The organism is Enterococcus sp. DIV0755b (assembly GCF_051713765.1).
GTDB classification, from domain to species: domain Bacteria; phylum Bacillota; class Bacilli; order Lactobacillales; family Enterococcaceae; genus Enterococcus_C; species Enterococcus_C canintestini.
This window is the reverse complement of sequence record NZ_JBIOQN010000001.1, coordinates 1,671,096-1,692,981: the sequence shown is the minus strand read 5'-3', so window position 1 is coordinate 1,692,981 and position 21,886 is coordinate 1,671,096. Positions and strand designations below refer to the sequence as shown.

Below are 21,886 nucleotides of genomic sequence, written 5' to 3'. Positions count from 1 at the left end.
CCTCCTAATTGGTCGGTTCACTACACAACCAATTATACCATCATAAATAAAAAAACACATCCCCCCGCCTGCAAGCTAAAGGAATGTGCAAAAAATAAAGACCTATAATAGGTTTATTTAGCTATGTCTATTATAACAAAAAATAGGAGTGATAGACAATGTGGATTGAAAAACTAGAAGATGGACGTTTTAAATATATTGAGCGATATAAAGATCCGTACACAGAAAAGGCGCGGCGGATTTCTACTATATTAACTAGCGATTCTCCTCAAGCAAAGAAGAAAGCTAGAAAAATTCTTGAGAAAAAGCTTAGCCTAAAAATTCTAAAATCCTCGCAAAAAAACATGACGTTCGAGGAATTGTTTGAAAAATGGAAACCTATTTATTATCAAAACGTAAAAAATCAGACTTATCGGAATGCTTTATCTGCTTATAAAGTAGTAACAAACTGGTTTGATGAAAATACAATCGTTAGAAATGTTGACTCAACTTATATCCAAGGTTTGCTTGATGATTTTTACTATAACAAAAACTATTCTTATTCTTATACCGAACTTTTGCGCAATTTTCTTTCAAATGTTTTTGAATATGGAAAGAACATTGGCGTGGTAGATAAAAATGTAATCAAAGAAACAACTCTCAAAAAGAAAAGCCAAGAAAAGAATCAATCTAGAAGACAAACAGTTAGGTTTCTTGAAGCTGATGAACTAGATTTAGTATTAGATCGTGTGCGTTCTTGGAAAGCCCCTATTAAGCCACAAAGGCGAAAAAGATATGCAGATATTTTAGAATTAATGTCTTTGACTGGCTTGCGGTTTGGTGAAGCAGCTGCATTGAAAAACAATGATATAGACGGAAACAAATTAACTGTCGATGAAACACTTTATTATAACTACGGAGACTTAAAAAAAGGTACTACTGATACACCAAAAAACCAATTTTCCGAACGGACTATCCTGCTTTCAAACCGCGCTCTTGAAATAGTACATGAGTGGCAACTAGAAAACGAAATAAATAAAAGCTTAAACCCAGATTATAAAAACATGGATTTTCTATTTACAAACGAAAATGGTATCCCGATTGGAATTGCACCTGTCAATCATATTTTAAGAAATATACGAGTTCAGTTAAAGAACGAAGGAAAACTAGATAAGGAATTAACTACTCACATTTTTAGACACACCCACATTTCGCAACTTGCCGAAATGGGATTGCCGCTGAAAACAATTATGGCTCGCGTAGGTCATGTAAATCCGAACACAACATTAAAAATTTATACCCACGTGACTAACCAAATGGACAAGCAACTTCTTGAAAAATTAAACGAACGGGAACAAAAAGAGAACCACAGCTAATGCGGTTCTCTTTATTTTTGCCCCTTTTTTGCCCCTTTTGATTAAATCCGTTAGCAAATAAGGACTATTTTGTTGTTATATCAATAGATTTATAAATCTTCTACATTATGGAAAATACGTTGCACATCTTCTAAATCATCCAAGGCATCGATCATTTTTTCAAATTTTTCCAAGTCTTCACCGGTTAATTTGATTTCATTTTGAGGGATCATTTGAATTTCAGCTACTGAAAATTCACTGATTCCTTTTTCTTTCAATGCTTCTTGAATGCTGTTGAAATCTTCTGGTTCACCGTAAACAATAATTTGATCATCTTCTTGAATTACATCACGAACATCGATATCTTTTTCCATTAGATATTCTAAAATTTCGTCAGCATCTTCACCGGCAAAACCAAAGATTGCCGTATTATCAAACATATAACTAACCGCTCCAGAGACACCCATGTTCCCACCATTTTTACCAAACGCAGCTCGTACGTCTGCTGCAGTACGGTTCACATTGTTTGTCAAAGCGTCTACAATAACCATTGAGCCATTTGGTCCAAAACCTTCATAACGCAATTCTTGATAATTTTCATCGCCAGAACCTTTTGCTTTTTCAATCGCACGATCAATGATGTGTTTTGGCACATTATACGTTTTCGCCCGTTCGATAACAAAACGTAATTTTTGGTTAGCGTGGGGATCAGGATCACCTGATTTTGCTGCTGCGTAGATTTCAATCCCAAATTTTGCATAAATACGGCTGTTTGCACCGTCTTTTGCGGTTTTTTTCGCGACGATATTTGCCCATTTACGTCCCATACTTTCACTTCCGTTTCTATTATTATTCAACTGACGAAAAAACGTCCTTTTCCATTATACTTGTGTCACAGCTTTATGTGAAGTGTTTTTTTACATCAATTCACTATAAGTGGCATCTGACCGAAGTTTTGTTCTTTAATCTCTTTACTGGCTAAACGATAAACTTCATCTGAGCGTAGTGTTAAAGGTACTTGTTTTGCGCCACTTTTCCCTACTCGTGCTAGAATAGGCCAAGTGACATTTTTTTTGATTTGATTTAAATATTTTTGCCCATTAGCCGTAAAACCTAAGATCCGCAAATAGTTATTTTCCCATGCATTTGTGATTTCTTCAGTACGTATATTTAATAATACATAGCAGAGTTGACGTTGAATGCGGGTCACAGTAAAATGTTTTGATTTCACGTCTTTTAAAAACGTTGTGAACTCACTTTGTTTCACTGCCACTTCTTTTAATTTTAAAGCTAACCCTAATTCCATTTGATAAATTGCTAATAGTTCTTCTACTGTGCTGCTTATTAAACGATAGCGCAAATAAGGCCAAAATTGCTGCCACGAAATATTAGGTTGTTTCAATGCTTGCACCATTTCCTTTGGTACAAGATCAGCAACATTTTCATTTGCGGCTAGTAATCGCCGAATTGCCGTTGCACTGGCAATTTTCTCATCTGTAACCGCAAGATCATGATACCCAGCTTTTTGTCGCTTAATCGCAATTAAATTCATTGGCTTTTGTAATTGTGCATTTTCTTTAGCGTAACTTAAACCTAAGATATGATTAGGTAACACTTGTTCAACTGGTGGCAAAGCAAAAAGCGTTTGATAAACTTCTTGCATAATTTGAGGATAAGTTCTTTTTTGATCCGCTTTTTCTTTAAAAAGCCCTGCTACTTCTTCTGCTCTAAAATTTAGTTGACGACCAAAATAATTATAGTCAAAAGAAGTCTCATAGTCTGTACCAAAACACAAGCTATCACACTGTAATTGTGCTAATGTTTGGACACTCCCCTTGGCAAAAATATCTGCTGCTTGGCAGGCGTATTGAAAAGGGAGTTCTACCACTAAATCCGCTCCATTTGAAAGGGCTGCTTGTGCTCGTTGCCATTTGTCTACCACAGCAGGTTCTCCCCGCTGTAAAAAATTACCACTCATTACTGCTACCATTACATCAGCCTGGCTTTTTTCGCGGGCTTTTTTGAGATGATAAAGATGGCCATTATGAAAGGGATTATATTCAACAATTACGCCACATGCTTTCATTGATTTCTCCTTTATAGCAAAAAATGTAAACATCTTAGTCCTAAACAAAGATATCCGAACTCAGTATGTTTTATACTAACACACAAAGTTCGGATAAAGGTTTAATTATTTTTGACAGACAAAAAACCAACGGCGCGTTTTTTCATTGGGTTCACTATCAGTAAAATCTCCCAAACAGGCGACTTGGCTAAAACCTGCATTTTCTAACATTCTTTGATAAAGCTCAAGCGAATAAGTACGCTCTTTATGCAATTCATCACGACGTTCAAACAAATCACTTTCTGTATCTTGGGCGACAAAGAAAGTTAAAAAATGTTCAATACTATTGGGAAGTTCTCCTGCATAACTTTCCCACAAAAAGGCAAAATCATCCGTTTGGTAATGGTAATTATAATCTGGGAAAACTTCATTAATTTGATAAAGAGAGTGAACATCAAAAATAAAGATACCTTCGTCTTTTAAAATTTGATAGACGCCATCAAATACTTGTTGTACTGCTTGTTCATCTGGCATATAGCATAATGAATCTGAAAAACAAGTCACTGCTTCATATTCGCCAATATCATTTAAATCTAGCATGTCCCCTTCAATAAATTGAACGGAAACATCCGCTTCAAGCGCTCTTTGACTAGCAATCATTAACATTTCTTCAGACAGATCTAACGCTGTTACATCATACCCAGCTTTGGCAAAGCGACAGGCTAAAGCACCTGTCCCACAAGCGAGTTCCAAAAGTTGTTTTTTTCCTTTTAAGTGGCGCTTTGAAAATTCATACCACTTTTCATAGAGGCTTTTATCCATTACTTCATCATAGACAAAAGCAAAAGTTTCATAGGCCATTTTAAGACACAAGCCATGCGTTTAAGTCGACTAAAGGTGCATCAGACCACAATTTTTCTAAATTGTAAAATTCGCGTTCGCTCGTGCTAAAGACGTGAACGATCACATCGCCTAAGTCAATTAAAACCCACTTAGCACCATCTTTACCTTCAATCCGTTTAATGGCAACTCCTTGTTCTTCTTCTTTTTCAACAATTTCATCGATAATTGCATTGATTTGACGTTCACTATTGGCCGAACAAATTAGAAAATAATCCGCTAATAGTGAAATCTCCCGTACATCTAACGCAATAATATCTTGCGCATGTTTTGAATCAGCAGCTTTTACAGCTGTCTGTAAAATATTTTCACTTTCTATGGTGATTCCCTCCTAAATTATATCTTGCTGTAATTAAATGTGTTTTGCAACCCACTTATTATATGTCTCAATTGTTTTGGGGTAGATTGGTTTTCCTTGTTCAATCAAATACGTCAATGTATGTTTAGTTTCATAAGCTACCGCATCATCTAAATTAACCAAGGCAATTTCTCTTGCTTCATTTACACCAGGAAAATCACGGCCTGGTTCAATAAAATCTGCGACATAAATAATTTTAGCTAAAAGTGACATTTCAGCAGCGCCTGTTGTATGCAACGCAATTGCATTCAGAATTTCTTCATCATCAATGCCAAGTTCACGTTGAACAAAATCAGCTCCAACAATGCCATGCCAAATCGCGTTGTTCCATTTTAATAAGGCTAAATCAAAACCATCGCGACGAATAACCAATTGGAATTCTTCATCGCTTCTTTCTTTAGCATAATCATGAGTTAGCGCAGCAATACTTGCTTTTTCAGGCGAGGCACCATATTTTTCAGCTAGCGCAATCGCGGTTTCTTCAACGCCTAAAACATGTTTGAAACGTCTTTCGCTCATTTGCATTTGCACTTTTTGCATCAACAATTCACGATCCATTGCCGTATAATTATCACTATATTTCATCAAGATACAGCCCCTTTTCTAAAATATAGTTTAACACAGGATCAGGTAGAAAGTAGCGAACAGAGCATCCTTGCGCAATTTTTTTCCGAATCTCAGAAGAACTTAAATCCATTTGGGGAATATCCACCCAGATAATTGGATAAGGTGTTTCTTGACTGTAATTTGGCCGTTTCACCCCGACAAATTGAACCAAATCGATTAGTTCATCGATTTGACGCCATTTTGGCAAATACGCCACCATATCACCGCCAATAATGAAATAAAAATCGACATCAGGGTTTTGCTCTTTTAAAAGCTTCATGGTTTCAATCGTATAACTTACACCTTGTCGCTTTATTTCAATGTCTTCCACTTTCAAGCGCGGATTATCTGCCACAGCAAGCTCCAACATCGCCAAGCGATGTTCTGGCGCAATTGTTTTTTTTGCATCGACATGAGGTGGCAGATATTCAGGCATTAAGCGTACTTCATCCAGGCCCAAAAGTTGACCAACTTGATCGGCAATAATTAAATGCATCAAATGAACAGGATTAAAATTTCCCCCTAAAATTCCAACTTGTTTCCGCCGCTTCGTATTAAGAGGAGCAACTTTAACATTGGGCACAACATCAATTGTCACTTTTTGCATCTGCCAAACCTCCTAAATTGCTTTTACTTCTTTTGAAATTCGTTGATATTTTTCTTTGCTACTTGGACGATACAAAACCAAAACCCGCCCAATAATTTGGACAACTTGGCAATGTACTTCATCGGCCAAAATATGCGCCACATCTGTTGCAATTTCATCGGTATTTTGTAACAAAGAAACTTTAATTAGTTCGCGTTTTTCCAACGCTTCTCCAATTTGTGTTAGCATTGGTCCACTAACCCCACCTTTACCAATTTGAAAAATTGGTTGTAAGTGATGTGCTTTACTTCTTAAAAAACGTTTTTGTTTTCCTCGTAATTCCATAATTGCCTTCTTTCTAAATCAATGCTTTTCTAGTTAAAACAGATACACCCTTTGGAGCCCACCCAGCTATAACACAAGGTTCAGTAATTGTAATCCATCCTAGACCAGCAAAGACAATATCAGTTTTTTCTTTAATTGAAAATTCAAAACGTTGTAAAGGCGGAAAATCTTTCACTTCATCAAGACGAGGTGGTTGTAATAATCCCCCGACGTGTTTTTCATAAAAAGCATCCGCATTTATAAGCTTCGTGCGGTGAATCTCTACGTCATTTGAAACATAAGTTACAAATGAACTACGCTTCCCTTTAATAAAGTCAAAGCGAGCCAAACCACCTAAGAAGAGTGTTTGTTCTGGATTTAATTGATAGACTTTAGGTTTAACTTCTTTTTGCGGTGCGATAATTTTTAAATCTTTAACCCCTAAATAGTGAGCCATTTGCTCTCTATGAATAATTCCAGGAGTATCAATTAAGAAATGTCCATCTTCTAAAGGAATTTCAATTTTATCTAACGTGGTACCTGGAAAGCGAGAGGTAGTAATTAAATCTTGTACGCCAGCCGTCTGCTTAATAATTTGATTAATTAAAGTCGATTTACCAACGTTGGTTACTCCGACCACATAGACGTCGCGCCCTTCACGATATTTTTCAATCGCTTCAAGTAATTCCGTCATTTCTTGCGGTTTTTTTGCACTAGTTAACAAAACATCGACAGGACGTAATCCAGCTTCATGGGCTCTTTCCCGCATCCATTGTGTCATTTTTCCGCGTTTTAAAGATTTCGGTAAAATATCCACTTTATTACCTACTAATAAAACGGGATTATTCCCCACAAAACGATGCAAACCTGGAATAATCGAACCATTAAAGTCAAAAATATCGACCACGTTAACAATTAACGCATCCTTTTGACCTAATTCATTTAATAAACGTAAAAAATCATCATCCGTTAAAGTAACGGGTTGGATTTCGTTATAATACCGCAAACGAAAACATCTTTGGCAGTAGACTTCGCCACTTTCAAGGCCTTTATCTAATGCAGACTGAGGTGTATAGCCCATTTCCCCAGGATGTTGTGTTTGAATTTCTGCACCACAGCCAATACAATAAATCGCTTCAGTTTCAGTCATTTAATTCACCTTGCCATTTCATATCCGGATTATTTTTTTGTAGATGCTTCATAATTTTCCGTTCAAAAAAGCGATTAATACGGGTATTCCAGCCATCTGTTGCCACCACAGGCTTGACTAAAATACTTTTCACGCCTGCTCTATTGGCACCGCGAATATCCGTCATAATTTGATCGCCTACCATTACAACATCTTCTTTTTTCATTCCCAGCTTTTGATAGCCTGCCCTAATTCCTCTAGCAAAAGGTTTTAACGCGCGCGCAACAAAATCCAAGCCAAACGGCTCCAATGCATGGGCAATACGTTCTTGATTATTATTAGACACTACCACAACTGGAATTTTTGCCTCATCCATTTGTTTTAGCCATTGGCGCAGCTCTTCTGTGCCATTTGGATTATTCCATGCGATTAAAGTATTATCTAAATCTGTTAAAACAGCTTTAATACCATGTTTTTTTAATTGTTCCGGTGTAATTTGATAGATGGCTGATACCATCCAAGTTGGTTTATATTCCTGAAACATAGGTGCTCCTTTACTCAAAAAATGAAGAAGTACCCCGTACTCCTCAAACCGAAATTATACTATAAAAGCTGTGATAATTCTAGCTTTGGTAATTTTCATAATAATTCTTTCAAACTTTATTAAACTATCTCCCGCTTTTTTATAAAAAGGAATTACAATTCTTTTTTATAAACGCATTTTAAAAAAAGTCCATCAAATTACTTGCTCGAAAATAAAAAAAGCTATATACTAGTTCTTGTTTCGCGGGTGTAGTTTAGTGGTAAAACAGAAGCTTCCCAAGCTTCCGTCGCGAGTTCGATTCTCGTCACCCGCTTTGATTACAAAGCCACAAACCTTGTTATTATAAGGTTTGTGGTCTTTTTTTTATTTCTTCTGCCACGAAAATCTCGTTTTTAGTCTCACTTTGATTTAGATTTTCATAAAAATTTCATCCCCGTCTGAAAGGGTCAGATTCCCCCAAAAAAAGACAAAAGACATTGCTATTTTTTAATTTTATAAGTTGTATGCGTAATAAGGTAGTGCTGTGATTTCAGATAAAAAAAGAAAACGATCGCTTAAAAAGATAAAAGAATTTCTTTATGAAATATATTCTTAAATGTTTAATGGTGTTTTCTTTAGTATTTATTTTGACGAGTTGTGAATTAAATAAAACTAGTCAAATTAGTTCTATAAGAAAAAATGAAATGACTTCCATCAGAACAAAACGAAATATTTTTTAGACAAAATCCCCGACTTTTTGGATTCACTCAATTGTATTCATTAAATCAGCACGATTTTTCTTTATTGATGCATATATAAATTTAGATGTGCTTTTTTACAAGCTGTAACATTACATTTAATTAATATCTTTCATTGGTTATTGACTATAAAAAGTATAAACCTTATTTCAGTCAAAACCGTAAAAATATGCTAAAATTATTGAAAGCGATATTTTCACGCTGAGAGTTATTTTTACTACTTTTATTTAAAACTATTAAGGAGTATACACAGATGGAAATTTTAGGAAACCAAGCTGCTTTTTTAGCAGACTACAAAAAAATTGTTAAAACTGGTGATATGTCTGATGAAATGATTATTGACAAAGTTGTTGGTGAATTGCCTACTGCGCCAAACTTTCAAATCATCGCCGACAATAACGAAACGAAATTAGGACAACGAATTTGTTTTCCTTTTAAACAAGAAGTCACCGCTACTGACCCAGATGGCGTGATTACTACGCGCTATATTTATATCGGTTCACCTTTTGAGCTGGATACTAAAGCAGACGAACAGCCATAAAATAAAAACGTGTAAAACTGTAAGACCATGATATCTTTTTTGTCACAGTCTTTTCAGTTTTACACGTTTTTTTATGCTAGAACCTTTGATAAGAAGCTAATGGTACGTGGATGTTTGGGCTGATCAAAAATAGCAGTCGGTGTTCCTTCTTCCATAATAATTCCTTCATCCATAAATAAAACACGGTCTGCTACCTCTTTGGCAAAGCCCATTTCGTGGGTGACAATTACCATGGTCATACCATCTTTGGCTAAATCTTGCATGACCTGCAAAACTTCGCCTACCATTTCAGGATCAAGAGCAGAAGTCGGTTCATCAAATAGCATCACATCAGGTTGCATAGCCAGTGCACGGGCAATCGCAATCCGTTGTTTTTGGCCACCGGATAAAGATTGCGGATAAGCAGTAGCCTTGTCCGCTAAACCAACTTGAACTAACAATTTCTCTGCAATTTTTTCTGCCTCTGAATTGGAAATATTTTTCACTTTTCTAGGGGCTAATGTAATATTGGCTAACACATTCATATTAGGAAACAAATTAAAGTTTTGAAAAACCATGCCCATTTTCTCTCGCATGTGATAAAGATCGTTTTTTGCATCTGTAATATTTTGTTCTTCAAAAAAGATTTGTCCACTTGTTGGTGTTTCGAGTAAATTCAGACAGCGTAAAAAAGTACTTTTACCTGAACCAGAAGGGCCAATGACTACAACGACTTCACCTTTTTTTATTTCAGTGCTAATTCCCTTTAAAACTTCATTATTTTTAAAAGATTTGTGCAAATTTTTGACATCAATTAAAACAGACATTTTATCGCTCCTTCAAATTTTACTTATCGACTGTAACCAACACCCATTTTTTGTTCCCACCAGGCTAAAAGACGACCGGTTGAAAAAGTAATTACAAAATAAATAGCTGCCGCTACAAAGTAAGGTTCTAAAGGAATATAAGAATTGGTAATGACAATTTGTGCAGTATTCATTAATTCATAAATACCAATGGTTGAAAGTAAAGATGAATCTTTAATCAAAATAATAAATTCATTTCCCATCGGTGGTAGAATATTTCGTAAGGCTTGGGGAAAGATAACATAACGCATTGCCTGCATTGGCTTTAATCCCAGCGACCCTGCTGCTTCTTTTTGACCAGCGTCAACAGATTGAATTCCACCGCGAACAATTTCAGCTACATAGGCACCTGAATTTAAAGAGATGACGATAAGTCCAGGAATAAGACGGGTAAAATCCAACTTTAAAATCCCAATATCAATCGTTGGAGCTGAGAATGTCCCTTGTAACAATACAAAACCAATCATAATTTGAATCAACATTGGCGTACAACGAAAAATTTCAATATAAATATTGGCTACCCACCTTAAAGGAGCGATGGGACTAAGTTTTGCCAGTGCCATCAAAATTCCGATCACAGTGCCAATAATAATTGTTACAACAGAGATAATTAAAGTTATCACAGTACCATATAAAAAATATGGATAATATTCAGCTAAAAAAGAAAAGTCCATTTTTTATTCCCCATTTTATTCTTCGGTCGATTTATTGGCTAAAGCCGTATTTTCTTTGACATATTTTTCAATTTCACCAGAATCATTTAATTCTTTGATGATTTTATCAATTTCTTTTTTCAAAGTATCGCTATCTTTTTGCAACGCAATAGCATAAGCTTCATCTTCGCTAGATTTTAAATCAATAGCAGCAAATTGTAGTTCGGAATTTTGAGCGATATAAGAAGCGCCCACCGTTTCTTCTACAACTAAAGCATCAATTGAGCCTTGTTTTACCTCTAAAATTAAATTTGGCACTTTGGCCACGGAAACGATTTGAGGATCAGCAAATTGTTCTTTGACGATATCTTCTTGAATAGAACCTTTTTGGGCTCCAATTTTTTTACCACTTAAACTCTTAATTGAATTATACTTGGCTGCGTCTTTTTTATTAATGACTACCTTTTGTGGTGGATTGTAATAATTAGCAGAAAAATCAAAAGATTTTTGACGTTTCGGTGTAGCGGAAATTCCAGCAATTCCTAAATCGACTTTTCCTTCTTTTAAAGTAGCTAAAACAGCATTGAATTCCATGTCTTCGATTTTTAATTTTACTCCTAGTTTATCTGCTATAGCCTGGGCCAAATCGATATCAGCACCAACAATTTTATCTTTGCCATCGATTAATGTATGAAATTCAAAAGGAGCAAATTCAGCCGAAGTACCAACTTTTAGTTCTCCGCTTTCTTTGATGGCGGCTAATTTATCTTCTTTTTTGTTGCCACATCCACCTAATAAAAAACAAACACCAATAATTGCTAAGCTAGTCCAAAACTTTTTCATCCTACCACTCCTAATAAATATATATTCATTTTCACTCTCTTTATTGAGAATATATACATATTATCATATCGTTTTTTCAAATGCACGCTTTTTCTGAATTTTTCTTACAAATATTCGTATATTTTTACAATAAAAAAACAAGCGTTTTCAAAACGCTTATAAACATCGCCCAAAATAAAGAGAATATCGTTTTTATATCCCCGCTTTTTTACAACAAATCAAATTCTATTCATTTTTTATACAAAAAAGCATTTTTCTAATTTTTTACAAAAAAAAGACTTATCATTCATCATCGTCATGAATGATAAATCTTCAATTAAAATTTTCGAAAGCGTTGATAGCGATCAAATAGTAGCGTCTGAGTATCTTTTTGTGATAACTCGGTTAGTTTTTCAACTAAATTTTGTTGAAGCGTTTTAACGATAACTTCTTGTGGTAATGCTTTTCCATCTTTTGTTTCAGGAATTACTTTTTCAATTACATTTAAGGCATATAATTCTTGTGCGGTAATTTTCATTAAGTCTGCCGCTTCAGCAGCGCGACTACCATCTTTCCATAAAATAGAAGCAAATCCTTCTGGTGATAAAATTGCATAAATAGAATGTTCCATCATCCAAACCTCATCACCTAGCGCCAATGCTAACGCACCACCACTTCCACCTTCGCCGATAATAATCGCAATAATGGGTACATTTAAATCTGACATTTCCATTAAATTTTTGGCAATTGCTTCTCCTTCACCACGCTCTTCTGCCCCAACACCACAATAAGCCCCCGCCGTATTGATAAAAGTAATCACGGGACGTTTAAATTTTTCAGCTTGTTTCATAAGGCGCAAAGCTTTCCGATAACCTTCTGGATGAGGAGACCCAAAATTAGTTTTCAAATTTTCTTTTAAATCCCGTCCTTTTTGAATCCCAATGACCGTGACCGGCTTATTATTTAAAGTGGCAATTCCACCAACGACTGCTTCATCATCAGCAAATAAACGATCGCCATGAAACTCTTCGTAATCTTCAAAAATCAACTCAAAAAACTCTAATGCACTTAGGCGTTCTTTGCTGCGGGCTAATTGGACAATTTCGCAAGCTTCGGTCATTTAGCCAACCACCCTTCTACTGTGTGTAAACGTAGTAAATGCTCGATTCGACTTTTCAATTCTGTGCGGGGCACAATTTGATCCACAAATCCGTGTTCTAATAAAAATTCAGCTTTTTGAAAGTCTTCTGGCAGCTCTTGTTTAATCGTCTGCTCAATAACTCGTCTTCCAGCAAAACCAATTAGACTTTGCGGCTCCGCCAAGATAATGTCACCTTCCATCGCAAAACTAGCAGTGACTCCCCCAGTTGTAGGATCAGTTAAGACTGTTAAATAAAAAAGGCCGGCATTACTATGTTGTTTTACTGCCGCTGAAATTTTTGCCATCTGCATTAAAGAAAAGATTCCTTCTTGCATTCTAGCACCACCAGAAGCTGTAAAAATAACAACAGGCAAACCTTTTTGGGTTGCTTTTTCAAATAAACGCGTAATTTTTTCTCCGACGATTGTTCCCATACTCCCCATAATAAAATGAGGATCCATTACACCTAATGCAAAAGCTACGCCATTAATGGTTGCTTCTCCTGTTAAAACAGCTTCATTTAAACCTGTTTTTGCTTGTGTTTGTTTTATTTTTTCTTTATACCCAGGAAAGTTCAGAGGGTCTTTGGTAACAAGATCTGCGTCCCATTCGTCAAAACTTTTCTCATCAATTGTAATTGCGATTCGTTCCCACGCACTAATCCGAAAATTATAAGCACAATAAGGACAGATTTTTTCGACGCCGATATCTTTGGTATAAAGCATATGTTTACAATTGGGACATTTTGCCCATAAATTATCCGGAACCTGCGGCTTTTGACTTGGTGTTTGGGTACGATTGGGATTAATCCGGATATATTTTTTCTTTTTAAATAATGCCAAATAAATCCCTCCTATGTTTCAGGTGTCCACGCTGGTAAAAAGACACTTTGTAAAAAGGCCGTATCATAATCACCAGCAACCACATTCGGATGTGAAATCAAATCCAATTGAAATTCTGCATTAGTAGTAACACCTTCTGTCACTAACTCTCCTAGGGCACGTTGCATCTTCATTAACGCTTCAAAACGAGTCTGACCATGAACAATAATTTTTGCAATCATAGAATCATAATAAGGTGGAATGGTATAACCTGAATACATCCCACTTTCAACGCGAAGCCCTAATCCGCCACTTGGCAAGAATAAGTTTTTGATTTTACCAGGAGCTGGTGCAAAATTAAAAGCTGGATTTTCTGCATTAATTCGACATTCGATTGCATGACCACTAATTTTTATATCACTTTGCTTTAACCCCAGTGCTTCACCAGCTGCAATTTCAAGCTGCTTTTTAACTAAGTCGACGCCGGTGATCATTTCAGTAATCGGATGTTCTACTTGAATACGCGTATTCATTTCCATGAAATAAAAAGAACCTGTCTCATCCATCAAAAATTCAATCGTACCAGCATTGCGATAATTTACCGCTTTTGCTGCCCGTACTGCCGCTGAACCCAGCGCTTCTCGCTTTTGCTCTGAGATTACAACAGAAGGCGCTTCTTCTAAAACTTTTTGATTATTACGTTGTAAGGAACAATCCCGTTCTCCTAAATGAATGACATTACCATAATCATCCCCTAAAATTTGCACTTCAATATGACGCGCTGGGTAAATAATTTTTTCCAAATACATCGCATCATTACCAAAGGCCGCTTTAGCCTCTTGTTGAGCTGATTTAAAATGTTGCGGTAATTCTTCTTTAGTCATTACTTTACGGATTCCTTTGCCGCCTCCACCAGCTGCAGCTTTTAGCATCACCGGATAGCCAATTTCATCAGCTATTGCCAGTGCTTCTGTGACGTCTTTTAAATCCCCTTCGCTACCTGGAATAACCGGAACCTCTGCTTCAATCATTAATTGACGGGCGTTAATTTTATTCCCCATTGCATCAATTGTTTCACTTTTTGGTCCAATGAAGGTGATATTGCATTCTTCACACATTGCTGCAAAACGACTATTTTCAGATAAAAAACCAAAGCCCGGATGGATTGCTTCAGCTTTTGTGACAATCGCAGCACTTAAGATTTGTTGCACATTCAAATAAGAATCACTTGCTTTAGCAGGACCAATGCAAATTGCCTCATCTGCCATTTCAGCGTGGAGTGCATCTTCATCTGCTTCAGAATAAACGGCCACTGTTTGAATACCTAATTCGCGACAAGCGCGAATAACACGGACTGCAATCTCACCGCGATTTGCAATTAAAACTTTTGAAAACATACATTCACCTATCCAATCATAAAGGTTAATTCTGCTTCAGCTGCTTTTTTACCGTCAACATAGGCCACACCTTTGCCAATTCCGGCTGTAGCTTTCACTTTTAAAATTTCAACTTCTAAAATTAATGTATCGCCGGGAACAACTTTTCGGCGAAATTTAGCTTTATCAATTCCACCAAAATAAGCAGTTTTTCCTTTAAAATCTGGTAACGAAAGTAAAGCTACTGCACCAGCTTGTGCCAAAGCTTCAATAATTAAAACCCCCGGCATAACAGGTTCTTTAGGAAAGTGCCCTTGAAAAAATGGCTCATTTACTGTCACATTTTTTTTAGCAACAACCTTTTGCCCTGCTTCAAGTTCTTCAATGCGATCAATTAATAAAAAAGGATAGCGATGTGGAATAATTTCTTTGATTTCTTCAATTGTCATAACTGCCATAATTTAACCTTCTTTCACAACAAATAACGGTTGATTAAATTCTACTACTTGTTCGTTTTCCACTAAAATTTCCACGACTTCACCAGTCACATCACTTATGATTTCATTCATCACTTTCATCGCTTCGATGATACAAAGGACTTCTCCTTTTTCAACATGGTCGCCTACATTTTTGAAGACTGGTTGATCTGGCGCACTCTTTAGGTAGCAGACGCCAACAAGTGGTGAGACGATTTCTTTACCTGCTACTTTTTGTTCAGTTATAGAAACTGGTGAAGATTTAGATAACGAATCCTCTAAAGATTCGTTATCTAAACGAAAACTTGGCGTTTGTGTCGGTATGGGTTGTGCGGAAACAACTTCTCCAGTAGCAGCTTTTTCACCACGAACTTGCTGATTTTTATTAAAGTACAGTTCAAAGTTATTATCTTTTAAATCAAATTCAGTTAAAGTTGACTGATCAAATTGCGCTAATAAATCTTTGATTTCGTTGATATTCACTAGCTTATGCCTCCCAACGTTTTAGACAGATAACAGCATTATGACCACCAAATCCCAAAGAGTTACTCATGGCGTATTTTAACTCTGCCTCTTTTGCTTTATTTGTCACGACATTTAAATCAATGGCGGGATCTTGTTTTGTGACATTAATAGTTGGCGGTACAAATTGGTATTGTAAGGCTAATAAAGAAGCAATCGCTTCAATTCCTCCGGCTGCACCTAATAAGTGGCCTGTCATTGATTTTGTACTGCTGACATAAGTATCTTTATAATTTTCCCCTAAGCCGTATTGAATTGCTTTGGCTTCTGCTACATCATTTGCTGGCGTACTAGTTCCATGAGCATTAATATAATCTACTTCACTAGCTGTAATACCTGCTTCTTTCATCGCTAACTTCATCGCTTTACCAGCACCTGAGCCATCTGGATTTGGTGCAGTCATATGATAAGCATCACAATTTGCACCGTAACCGACGATTTCAACTAAAATATTGGCACCGCGCGCTTTGGCATGTTCTAAAGATTCCACCACAACGACACCGCCACCTTCGCCCATGACAAAACCACTGCGATTTTCATCAAAAGGAACAGAAGCTTTATTTGGATCCGTTTCATTTGTCAAAGCCGTTAAAGCAGCAAAACCAGAAATTCCAATCTCATTAATTGAAGCTTCCGCGCCACCAGCTAAAATGACATCGGCATAACCATGTTTAATATTCCGAAAAGCTTCACCAATAGAATGCGTACCTGAAGCACATGCTGTCACCGTACTCGTACAAATTCCCTTAGCACCAACTTTCAGTGCAATATTGCCCGCTACCATATTAACAATAGACATTGGTACAAACATCGGTGAAACTCGTTTTGCTCCTTTATCATGCATGCGGATGACCTGATCTTGAATTGTCTGTAAGCCACCGATGCCAGAACTTACCATTACACCAAACCGATCAACATCCATTTCTTTGGTATCTAAACCAGACATTGCCATTGCTTCTAGTGCAGCATAAAGGCCAAATAATGAAAATTTATCCATTCTTTTAGCGTCTTTTTTAATAAAGTATTTATCAAAAGGAAATTCTTTTACTTCAGCTGCGACAGTGATACCTGTTTCACTAGCATCAAACTGCGTAATCTCACCAATTCCATTTTTTCCTTCTTTTAAACTATTTAAAAATGTTTCTGCATCATTACCAATGGGAGATGCAACACCATAACCTGTAATTACTACGCGATTCATATTATCCTCCTTATTAAAAGCAGCTTCTTAATCGTTAACCATGCATTACCAAACCGCCATCAACATTAATCACTTGACCGGTGATATACGGGCTTTTAGCAAGAAATACTGCCGTTTGTGCAATATCTGTAACGGTCCCAAATTTTTGTAACGGAATATTTTTACTTACTTGTTCTTTTACTTTCTCAGAGAGTACCTCTGTCATATCGGTTGTAATAAATCCTGGTGCAATGGCATTACATGTAATGCCTCTTGGAGCAACTTCTCTGGCAACAGATTTTGTGAACCCTACCATTCCCGCTTTACTTGCCGCGTAATTTGCTTGACCAGCATTTCCAATTAAACCAGAAACTGAAGACATATTAATAATTGTCCCACAGCGGTTCTTCAACATTTTTTTCAAAACTAATTGCGTCATGTTAAAGGTCCCGCTTAAATTAATTTTCATAACATCCTCAAAATCTTTTGCGGTCATGCGTAATAGTAGTTTATCGTTAGTAATACCAGCGTTGTTAATTAAAATATCAACACAGCCCATTGTTTCTTCAATTTCTGCTAATAGATTTTTAGCTGTATCGTAATCACTGATATCACCAGTTACACCAATACAAGATACGCCATACTTTTCAATTGCTTCAATTTGCGCTAGCGGCACTGGGCGTCTCCCATTTAAAATGATATTAGCGCCTTCTTTTGCAAAAGCTTCTGCAATACCTTTACCGATTCCTCTTGTACTACCAGTAATTAAAACATTTTTTCCTCTAAGCTCCATCTCTTCCTCCTGCAACGTGACTATTTATTTGCTAAAATCGTCATCGTTTCATTCAATGTTTTGCTATCTTCTACTCTTGTAGTCGTCAATGTTTTGTCAATTTTTTTGATAAAGCCACTCAGAACTTTACCCGGTCCAATTTCGACCATTTGATTAATTCCCAGTTCTTTTAAAGTAGCGATACTTTCATAAAAATGAACCGGAGACATTACTTGGCGCTCAAGTAATGATTTAATGTCTGTTTGTGGCATCACTTGTGCTGTGGTATTACTAATAACCGGGATCTTCATTGGTTCAAAATTGATATTTGCCAACTCTGCTTGTAATTTAACAGCTGCTGGTGCTAACAAAGCCGTATGGAAAGGGCCACTCACATTTAATGGAATCAGCCGTTTTGCACCCGCTTTGGTTAGTAATTCGCAAGCCTTATCAACAGCAGCCACCTCACCACCAATAACAATTTGCTGCGGCGTATTATAGTTTGCCGGTGACACAATACCAATGCTACTTGCTTCTTTACAACACTTTTCAATTACTTCACTTGCTGTATTCATAACTGCCACCATTTTGCCACTACCAAGAGGAGCTGCGTTTGCCATAAAGTGTCCTCGTTTAGCAACTAGACCTACAGCAGTTTTAAAATCAAGTGCACCACTTGCCACTAGCGCAGAATATTCGCCTAAACTTAAACCACAGACGGCATCTGCATTAAAGCCGTTTTCTTTTAATAAACGCCAAAAAGCAATACTGACAGTTAATATAGCCGGTTGTGTGTATTGCGTTTGATTTAATTTGTCTTTTTGCTGCTCTTCAAAACATAAAGCCGCCATATCATATCTCAGCACTTCACTAGCTTCAGCAAAAGTTTGAGCGACAATCGCTTCACTATTGTATAGTTCTTTTCCCATTCCAGTGTACTGTGCTCCTTGACCACTAAATAAAAAAGCCGTTTTCATCTATTGCCCTCCGTCTTTTCAGCCCAAGCCGTTATCTTCAAATACTTTTTTTGAAATTTTTAAGCTCTCAATTTAATTGATTAGCTTTTCTTATAATGAAAGACGCGTCTTTCATTATAAGAAAAGCCAGACTAACGCCTAGCTTAAAAGAAATTATTCAGCTTTTTGAGCTTCAACATATTTCACAAGGTCTGCCACAGTTGCAATACCTTCTTCTGTTTCGATTTTTACATCGAATTCGTCTTCAATTTCATTGATGATTTGGAATAAGTCTAAGCTATCCGCTTCTAAATCTTCTTGAATATTAGTTGTTAATTGAATTTCATCTTTTTCTTTTCCTAATTCTTCTGCTACGATTTCTTGAATTTTTTCAAATACCATGTTTATTTCCTCCAATTAAATGAATGATTTTATAATTTATATTGCAAACAGGTTTTAAAGCGTGGCTTGCATAACACCCCAAGTCAAACCACCACCAAAGCCTGAAAACACCACATTTTGTGTTCCATCTAAACGGATAACACCGGCCCTTACAGCTTCATCCAATAAAAGCGGAATACTTGCAGCTGACGTATTGCCATATTTATCCATATTTTGTAAAAAGCGTTCTCTGGGAACTTTCAATTTTCTAGCTACTTTATCCAATATGCGCGCATTGGCTTGATGTAACAAATAAAAGTCAATTTTTTCTTTATCTTCTACTACTAATTGGTCAATTGCATTTACTACATCCCGTGTCGCAAAATCAAAAATTTCACGACCCGCCATTTTCAAATATGAAAAGGACGTATCATCTTCTTTGAAAGGATTAGTATTTTTGACATAACCTGAAGTTAGTGCTGCACCTTTAGTACCATCAGCAGACAACTTTTCTTTTTTTATCATTGGTATTTCACTGGCCTCCAGCAAAACTCCCGCCGCACCATCACCGAATAAAACAGCAGTGGAACGATCTTGCCAGTCAACTACTTTAGATAAAACTTCACCGCCAATAACGATACCTTTTTGAGCGGTTGTTTGAATGAGTTTTTCTGCCATCGACAGCGCGTAGACAAAGCCCGAACAGGCAGCAGATAAGTCAAAAGCAAAAGCATTTGTAGCACCAATTGCACCTTGTACCATACAAGCAACAGATGGTGTCATATAATCTGGTGTCATGGTTGCAACAATAATGAAATCCAAATCTTCAGCTGTCAGCTGACTTTTCAAAAGCAATTTTTCAGCCACGCCAATACAAAGATCAGAAGTATTTTCACTTGTTGTAATGCGTCGTTCTAAAATACCCGTACGACTTTTTATCCAGTCATCTGATGTCGCCATAAGTTGCGCTAAGTCATCGTTTTTAACAATTTTTTCTGGAACAAAACTAGCTGTCGCAGTAATTTTCCCGTATTTTTTCATCTTCACACTCACTTATACTCTTGTAAAAAATCATGGAGATTTTTTAAAGCTTTTAATAAAGTCGCTTCCTCATCACTATCCATGCCAGCTAAAACACGTTTAATCATTTGACGATGAAAATATTCATGAACACGGAATAATAATTTGCCTTTTTTCGTCAATCCGAGTTTGACCACTCGCCGATCGTCTTCACTACGAATCCGTTCAACATAGCCCTTTTTTACTAATCGGTTGATGGCGGTAGTCAAAGTCCCCACCGTGATAGAAAGTTCTTTTGCCACTTCTGAAGTGGTCTTTTTTTTATACATGCCAATAGCCTCGATTGTGTGCATTTCCGTAATACTCAAATCATTGAACTGCGATTTTTGCAACTCAGATTCCTCAATTGTTAAGATATCGTTGAAGACACTCACAAGGTAGTCATTGACTGTTTCTAAATCTTTTTCCACACTTTCACCATCCAAATTAGTTTGATTATCAAATCGTTTGACTATCAAAATATATTATAACTTTTTTTAAAATGCAATAGTTTTTTTAAATTTTTTTATTTTTCTAAAGCTATACTCATCTGCTTTTGATTCTCGGTGAATTGTTTCAAAAAAATATTGACAAGTATAAAGGTGAAAGCTAACATTTAATTTAGTTTGAAAATCAAAGTATTTTATTAAGGAGACTATTATGAAATTAACACCAGTCAAAATTGGTGATTTAGCTTTACAAATCCCCATTATTCAAGGTGGCATGGGAATTGGTGTCAGCCTCTCTCGTTTAGCGGGAAGCGTTGCAAAAGAAGGTGGTATGGGGATTATTTCATGTGCTCAAATTGGATTTAATGATCCTATTTTTGAACGGGCACCGTTTAAAGCCAATATGAAAGCTATTAAAGAGCAATATCAAGCTGCTAAAGCCATTGCTGGAACAGGCATTGTCGGCTTTAATATTATGTGCGCAACTTATAAATATGAAAAATATGTACAGCGTTGTGTTGAAGTTGGGGCCGATGTTATTATTTCAGGTGCAGGATTGCCAATTCATTTGCCTGAATTAGTCGCAAACTCAAAAACGAAGATTGCACCTATTGTTTCTTCTGAAAAAGCAGCTAAAGTTTTGTTGCGAACCTGGGCTAAACGCTACCAGCGCACGGCAGACTTTTTAGTGATTGAAGGTCCTGAAGCTGGTGGACATTTAGGCTTTAAGTACGATAACATTCACGAGGCAATTAAAAAGATGGATCAAGAAGTTATTAAAATCGTCGCAGTAGCAAAAGAATACGGTGAAAAATTTAATTGCCAAATTCCTATCTTTTTCGCAGGAGGCGTATACGACCGCAATGATATTGACCATTACTTAGGTCTTGGTTGTGCAGGTGTACAAATGGCGACGCGATTTGTCGTCACAGAAGAATGCGACGCGCCTATTTCATATAAAGAACGCTATTTGCACGCCACAAAAGATGCCGTTAAAATTATTAAAAGCCCAGTTGGTATGCCAGGACGCGCAATTGAAAATGAATTTACCCAAACGATTACGAGTAAACAAATTCCTATTAAAAAATGTCGGAGTTGCCTTTCTCACGATCATTGCGATCGCAAAACTATTCCTTATTGCATTACGGAAATGTTGTTACAAAGCGTTAGCGATAATCCAGATCATGGACTCATTTTTGCTGGCAGCAATGTTTTCAAAATAAATGAAATGACTACTGTTTCCCGCTTATTAGCAGAATTGAGCCAATAAAAAACACGAGAGGAAAATCCTCTCGTGTTTTTTATTACG

At 36.5% G+C, this 21,886-nt stretch carries 26 protein-coding genes and 1 tRNA gene; 4 read left to right on the top strand and 23 right to left on the bottom strand.

What is annotated here, in order from left to right; all coding sequences use genetic code 11:
• Nucleotides 1-158 precede the first annotated feature (158 nt).
• Entirely contained in the window at nucleotides 159-1,355 is a 1,197-nt protein-coding gene (locus tag IGI65_RS08040; RefSeq protein WP_438773823.1) for a tyrosine-type recombinase/integrase, read from the top strand.
• An 89-nt stretch (nucleotides 1,356-1,444) separates the two neighbouring features.
• Here the strand turns inward: IGI65_RS08040 and IGI65_RS08035 are convergent, their stop codons facing one another.
• The 9 genes from IGI65_RS08035 to IGI65_RS07995 form a co-directional block, all read right to left on the bottom strand.
• Nucleotides 1,445-2,161, bottom strand: coding sequence for a YebC/PmpR family DNA-binding transcriptional regulator (locus IGI65_RS08035; protein ID WP_438773822.1), 717 nt, complete (start codon nucleotides 2,159-2,161; stop codon nucleotides 1,445-1,447).
• Nucleotides 2,162-2,256: 95 nt separating this feature from the next.
• Complete coding sequence (locus IGI65_RS08030; protein ID WP_438773821.1) at nucleotides 2,257-3,420, bottom strand: nucleotidyltransferase; 1,164 nt, start codon at nucleotides 3,418-3,420, stop codon at nucleotides 2,257-2,259.
• Between the two features lie 105 nt (nucleotides 3,421-3,525).
• Nucleotides 3,526-4,260, bottom strand: coding sequence for a class I SAM-dependent DNA methyltransferase (locus tag IGI65_RS08025; RefSeq protein WP_438773819.1), 735 nt, complete (start codon nucleotides 4,258-4,260; stop codon nucleotides 3,526-3,528).
• Nucleotide 4,261: 1 nt separating this feature from the next.
• On the bottom strand, nucleotides 4,262-4,603 hold the full coding sequence (gene rsfS / locus IGI65_RS08020) for a ribosome silencing factor (RefSeq protein WP_071864732.1): 342 nt from the start codon (nucleotides 4,601-4,603) through the stop codon (nucleotides 4,262-4,264).
• 48 nt (nucleotides 4,604-4,651) lie between these two features.
• Nucleotides 4,652-5,242 (bottom strand): bis(5'-nucleosyl)-tetraphosphatase (symmetrical) YqeK, encoded by a 591-nt coding sequence (gene yqeK, locus IGI65_RS08015; RefSeq protein ID WP_071864733.1) that lies wholly within the window; start codon nucleotides 5,240-5,242, stop codon nucleotides 4,652-4,654.
• A complete protein-coding gene (locus IGI65_RS08010) occupies nucleotides 5,232-5,870 on the bottom strand; it encodes a nicotinate-nucleotide adenylyltransferase (RefSeq protein WP_071864734.1) in 639 nt (212 codons plus the stop codon). Before IGI65_RS08010 ends, yqeK begins: the two co-directional genes overlap by 11 nt.
• 12 nt (nucleotides 5,871-5,882) lie before the next feature.
• Nucleotides 5,883-6,194, bottom strand: coding sequence for a ribosome assembly RNA-binding protein YhbY (yhbY, locus tag IGI65_RS08005; protein WP_071864735.1), 312 nt, complete (start codon nucleotides 6,192-6,194; stop codon nucleotides 5,883-5,885).
• A gap of 13 nt (nucleotides 6,195-6,207) precedes the next feature.
• The gene (yqeH, locus tag IGI65_RS08000) at nucleotides 6,208-7,323 is read right to left on the bottom strand and encodes a ribosome biogenesis GTPase YqeH (protein WP_438773818.1); all 1,116 of its coding nucleotides are present in this window, start codon (nucleotides 7,321-7,323) and stop codon (nucleotides 6,208-6,210) included.
• Nucleotides 7,316-7,846 carry a YqeG family HAD IIIA-type phosphatase gene (locus IGI65_RS07995; RefSeq protein ID WP_438773817.1) on the bottom strand — a complete coding sequence of 177 codons (531 nt, stop codon included), beginning with the start codon at nucleotides 7,844-7,846 and terminating at the stop codon, nucleotides 7,316-7,318. Before IGI65_RS07995 ends, yqeH begins: the two co-directional genes overlap by 8 nt.
• Before the next feature lie 242 nt (nucleotides 7,847-8,088).
• Between IGI65_RS07995 and IGI65_RS07990 the strand changes: the two genes are divergently transcribed.
• Nucleotides 8,089-8,159, top strand: a tRNA-Gly gene (locus IGI65_RS07990).
• Nucleotides 8,160-8,836: 677 nt separating this feature from the next.
• Nucleotides 8,837-9,124: a hypothetical protein gene (locus IGI65_RS07985; RefSeq protein WP_016172173.1), complete on the top strand. Its 288-nt coding sequence runs from the start codon at nucleotides 8,837-8,839 to the stop codon at nucleotides 9,122-9,124.
• A 71-nt stretch (nucleotides 9,125-9,195) separates the two neighbouring features.
• Here the strand turns inward: IGI65_RS07985 and IGI65_RS07980 are convergent, their stop codons facing one another.
• The 14 genes from IGI65_RS07980 to fabT form a co-directional block, all read right to left on the bottom strand.
• Nucleotides 9,196-9,930, bottom strand: coding sequence for an amino acid ABC transporter ATP-binding protein (locus tag IGI65_RS07980; protein WP_071864739.1), 735 nt, complete (start codon nucleotides 9,928-9,930; stop codon nucleotides 9,196-9,198).
• A gap of 23 nt (nucleotides 9,931-9,953) precedes the next feature.
• Nucleotides 9,954-10,643: an amino acid ABC transporter permease gene (locus IGI65_RS07975; protein WP_071864740.1), complete on the bottom strand. Its 690-nt coding sequence runs from the start codon at nucleotides 10,641-10,643 to the stop codon at nucleotides 9,954-9,956.
• Between the two features lie 15 nt (nucleotides 10,644-10,658).
• Nucleotides 10,659-11,465 carry a transporter substrate-binding domain-containing protein gene (locus IGI65_RS07970; protein WP_438773816.1) on the bottom strand — a complete coding sequence of 269 codons (807 nt, stop codon included), beginning with the start codon at nucleotides 11,463-11,465 and terminating at the stop codon, nucleotides 10,659-10,661.
• A 316-nt stretch (nucleotides 11,466-11,781) separates the two neighbouring features.
• Nucleotides 11,782-12,564, bottom strand: coding sequence for an acetyl-CoA carboxylase carboxyl transferase subunit alpha (locus tag IGI65_RS07965; RefSeq protein WP_438773815.1), 783 nt, complete (start codon nucleotides 12,562-12,564; stop codon nucleotides 11,782-11,784).
• On the bottom strand, nucleotides 12,561-13,427 hold the full coding sequence (accD, locus tag IGI65_RS07960; protein ID WP_071864743.1) for an acetyl-CoA carboxylase, carboxyltransferase subunit beta: 867 nt from the start codon (nucleotides 13,425-13,427) through the stop codon (nucleotides 12,561-12,563). The genes IGI65_RS07965 and accD overlap by 4 nt, the downstream gene beginning before the upstream one ends.
• 11 nt (nucleotides 13,428-13,438) lie before the next feature.
• Nucleotides 13,439-14,803 (bottom strand): acetyl-CoA carboxylase biotin carboxylase subunit, encoded by a 1,365-nt coding sequence (locus tag IGI65_RS07955; RefSeq protein ID WP_438773814.1) that lies wholly within the window; start codon nucleotides 14,801-14,803, stop codon nucleotides 13,439-13,441.
• An 8-nt stretch (nucleotides 14,804-14,811) separates the two neighbouring features.
• On the bottom strand, nucleotides 14,812-15,240 hold the full coding sequence (gene fabZ / locus IGI65_RS07950; protein WP_071864745.1) for a 3-hydroxyacyl-ACP dehydratase FabZ: 429 nt from the start codon (nucleotides 15,238-15,240) through the stop codon (nucleotides 14,812-14,814).
• A 3-nt stretch (nucleotides 15,241-15,243) separates the two neighbouring features.
• Complete coding sequence (gene accB, locus IGI65_RS07945) at nucleotides 15,244-15,741, bottom strand: acetyl-CoA carboxylase biotin carboxyl carrier protein (RefSeq protein ID WP_438773813.1); 498 nt, start codon at nucleotides 15,739-15,741, stop codon at nucleotides 15,244-15,246.
• Nucleotides 15,742-15,745: 4 nt separating this feature from the next.
• Nucleotides 15,746-16,981, bottom strand: coding sequence for a beta-ketoacyl-ACP synthase II (gene fabF / locus IGI65_RS07940; RefSeq protein WP_438773811.1), 1,236 nt, complete (start codon nucleotides 16,979-16,981; stop codon nucleotides 15,746-15,748).
• 34 nt (nucleotides 16,982-17,015) lie between these two features.
• Nucleotides 17,016-17,753 carry a 3-oxoacyl-[acyl-carrier-protein] reductase gene (gene fabG / locus IGI65_RS07935; protein WP_438773809.1) on the bottom strand — a complete coding sequence of 246 codons (738 nt, stop codon included), beginning with the start codon at nucleotides 17,751-17,753 and terminating at the stop codon, nucleotides 17,016-17,018.
• Between the two features lie 20 nt (nucleotides 17,754-17,773).
• Nucleotides 17,774-18,709 carry an ACP S-malonyltransferase gene (gene fabD / locus IGI65_RS07930; protein WP_438773808.1) on the bottom strand — a complete coding sequence of 312 codons (936 nt, stop codon included), beginning with the start codon at nucleotides 18,707-18,709 and terminating at the stop codon, nucleotides 17,774-17,776.
• A gap of 153 nt (nucleotides 18,710-18,862) precedes the next feature.
• Nucleotides 18,863-19,090 (bottom strand): acyl carrier protein, encoded by a 228-nt coding sequence (locus tag IGI65_RS07925; RefSeq protein WP_071864750.1) that lies wholly within the window; start codon nucleotides 19,088-19,090, stop codon nucleotides 18,863-18,865.
• Between the two features lie 54 nt (nucleotides 19,091-19,144).
• Nucleotides 19,145-20,110, bottom strand: a complete 966-nt coding sequence (locus IGI65_RS07920; protein WP_438773807.1) for a beta-ketoacyl-ACP synthase III — start codon at nucleotides 20,108-20,110, stop codon at nucleotides 19,145-19,147.
• 8 nt (nucleotides 20,111-20,118) lie between these two features.
• Nucleotides 20,119-20,559 (bottom strand): fatty acid biosynthesis transcriptional regulator FabT, encoded by a 441-nt coding sequence (fabT, locus tag IGI65_RS07915; protein WP_071864751.1) that lies wholly within the window; start codon nucleotides 20,557-20,559, stop codon nucleotides 20,119-20,121.
• Nucleotides 20,560-20,788: 229 nt separating this feature from the next.
• On the opposite strand from fabT, the gene IGI65_RS07910 reads away from it, so the two are divergent.
• A complete protein-coding gene (locus tag IGI65_RS07910; RefSeq protein WP_438773806.1) occupies nucleotides 20,789-21,847 on the top strand; it encodes an NAD(P)H-dependent flavin oxidoreductase in 1,059 nt (352 codons plus the stop codon).
• Nucleotides 21,848-21,886 lie beyond the last annotated feature (39 nt).

Coding starts and splice junctions, on each gene's coding strand:
- IGI65_RS08035 (WP_438773822.1), bottom strand. CDS start 2,161: ATGGGACGTAAATGGGCAAATATCGTCGCGAAAAAAACCGCAAAAGAC.
- fabD (WP_438773808.1), bottom strand. CDS start 18,709: ATGAAAACGGCTTTTTTATTTAGTGGTCAAGGAGCACAGTACACTGGA.
- IGI65_RS08030 (WP_438773821.1), bottom strand. CDS start 3,420: ATGAAAGCATGTGGCGTAATTGTTGAATATAATCCCTTTCATAATGGC.
- IGI65_RS07995 (WP_438773817.1), bottom strand. CDS start 7,846: ATGTTTCAGGAATATAAACCAACTTGGATGGTATCAGCCATCTATCAA.
- IGI65_RS07910 (WP_438773806.1), top strand. CDS start 20,789: ATGAAATTAACACCAGTCAAAATTGGTGATTTAGCTTTACAAATCCCC.
- yqeK (WP_071864733.1), bottom strand. CDS start 5,242: ATGAAATATAGTGATAATTATACGGCAATGGATCGTGAATTGTTGATG.
- yhbY (WP_071864735.1), bottom strand. CDS start 6,194: ATGGAATTACGAGGAAAACAAAAACGTTTTTTAAGAAGTAAAGCACAT.
- yqeH (WP_438773818.1), bottom strand. CDS start 7,323: ATGACTGAAACTGAAGCGATTTATTGTATTGGCTGTGGTGCAGAAATT.
- IGI65_RS07965 (WP_438773815.1), bottom strand. CDS start 12,564: ATGACCGAAGCTTGCGAAATTGTCCAATTAGCCCGCAGCAAAGAACGC.
- IGI65_RS07955 (WP_438773814.1), bottom strand. CDS start 14,803: ATGTTTTCAAAAGTTTTAATTGCAAATCGCGGTGAGATTGCAGTCCGT.
- IGI65_RS07925 (WP_071864750.1), bottom strand. CDS start 19,090: ATGGTATTTGAAAAAATTCAAGAAATCGTAGCAGAAGAATTAGGAAAA.
- fabZ (WP_071864745.1), bottom strand. CDS start 15,240: ATGGCAGTTATGACAATTGAAGAAATCAAAGAAATTATTCCACATCGC.
- IGI65_RS08040 (WP_438773823.1), top strand. CDS start 159: ATGTGGATTGAAAAACTAGAAGATGGACGTTTTAAATATATTGAGCGA.
- fabG (WP_438773809.1), bottom strand. CDS start 17,753: ATGGAGCTTAGAGGAAAAAATGTTTTAATTACTGGTAGTACAAGAGGA.
- IGI65_RS07975 (WP_071864740.1), bottom strand. CDS start 10,643: ATGGACTTTTCTTTTTTAGCTGAATATTATCCATATTTTTTATATGGT.
- IGI65_RS08025 (WP_438773819.1), bottom strand. CDS start 4,260: ATGGCCTATGAAACTTTTGCTTTTGTCTATGATGAAGTAATGGATAAA.
- IGI65_RS07970 (WP_438773816.1), bottom strand. CDS start 11,465: ATGAAAAAGTTTTGGACTAGCTTAGCAATTATTGGTGTTTGTTTTTTA.
- IGI65_RS07920 (WP_438773807.1), bottom strand. CDS start 20,110: ATGAAAAAATACGGGAAAATTACTGCGACAGCTAGTTTTGTTCCAGAA.
- IGI65_RS08010 (WP_071864734.1), bottom strand. CDS start 5,870: ATGCAAAAAGTGACAATTGATGTTGTGCCCAATGTTAAAGTTGCTCCT.
- IGI65_RS07980 (WP_071864739.1), bottom strand. CDS start 9,930: ATGTCTGTTTTAATTGATGTCAAAAATTTGCACAAATCTTTTAAAAAT.
- fabF (WP_438773811.1), bottom strand. CDS start 16,981: ATGAATCGCGTAGTAATTACAGGTTATGGTGTTGCATCTCCCATTGGT.
- IGI65_RS07985 (WP_016172173.1), top strand. CDS start 8,837: ATGGAAATTTTAGGAAACCAAGCTGCTTTTTTAGCAGACTACAAAAAA.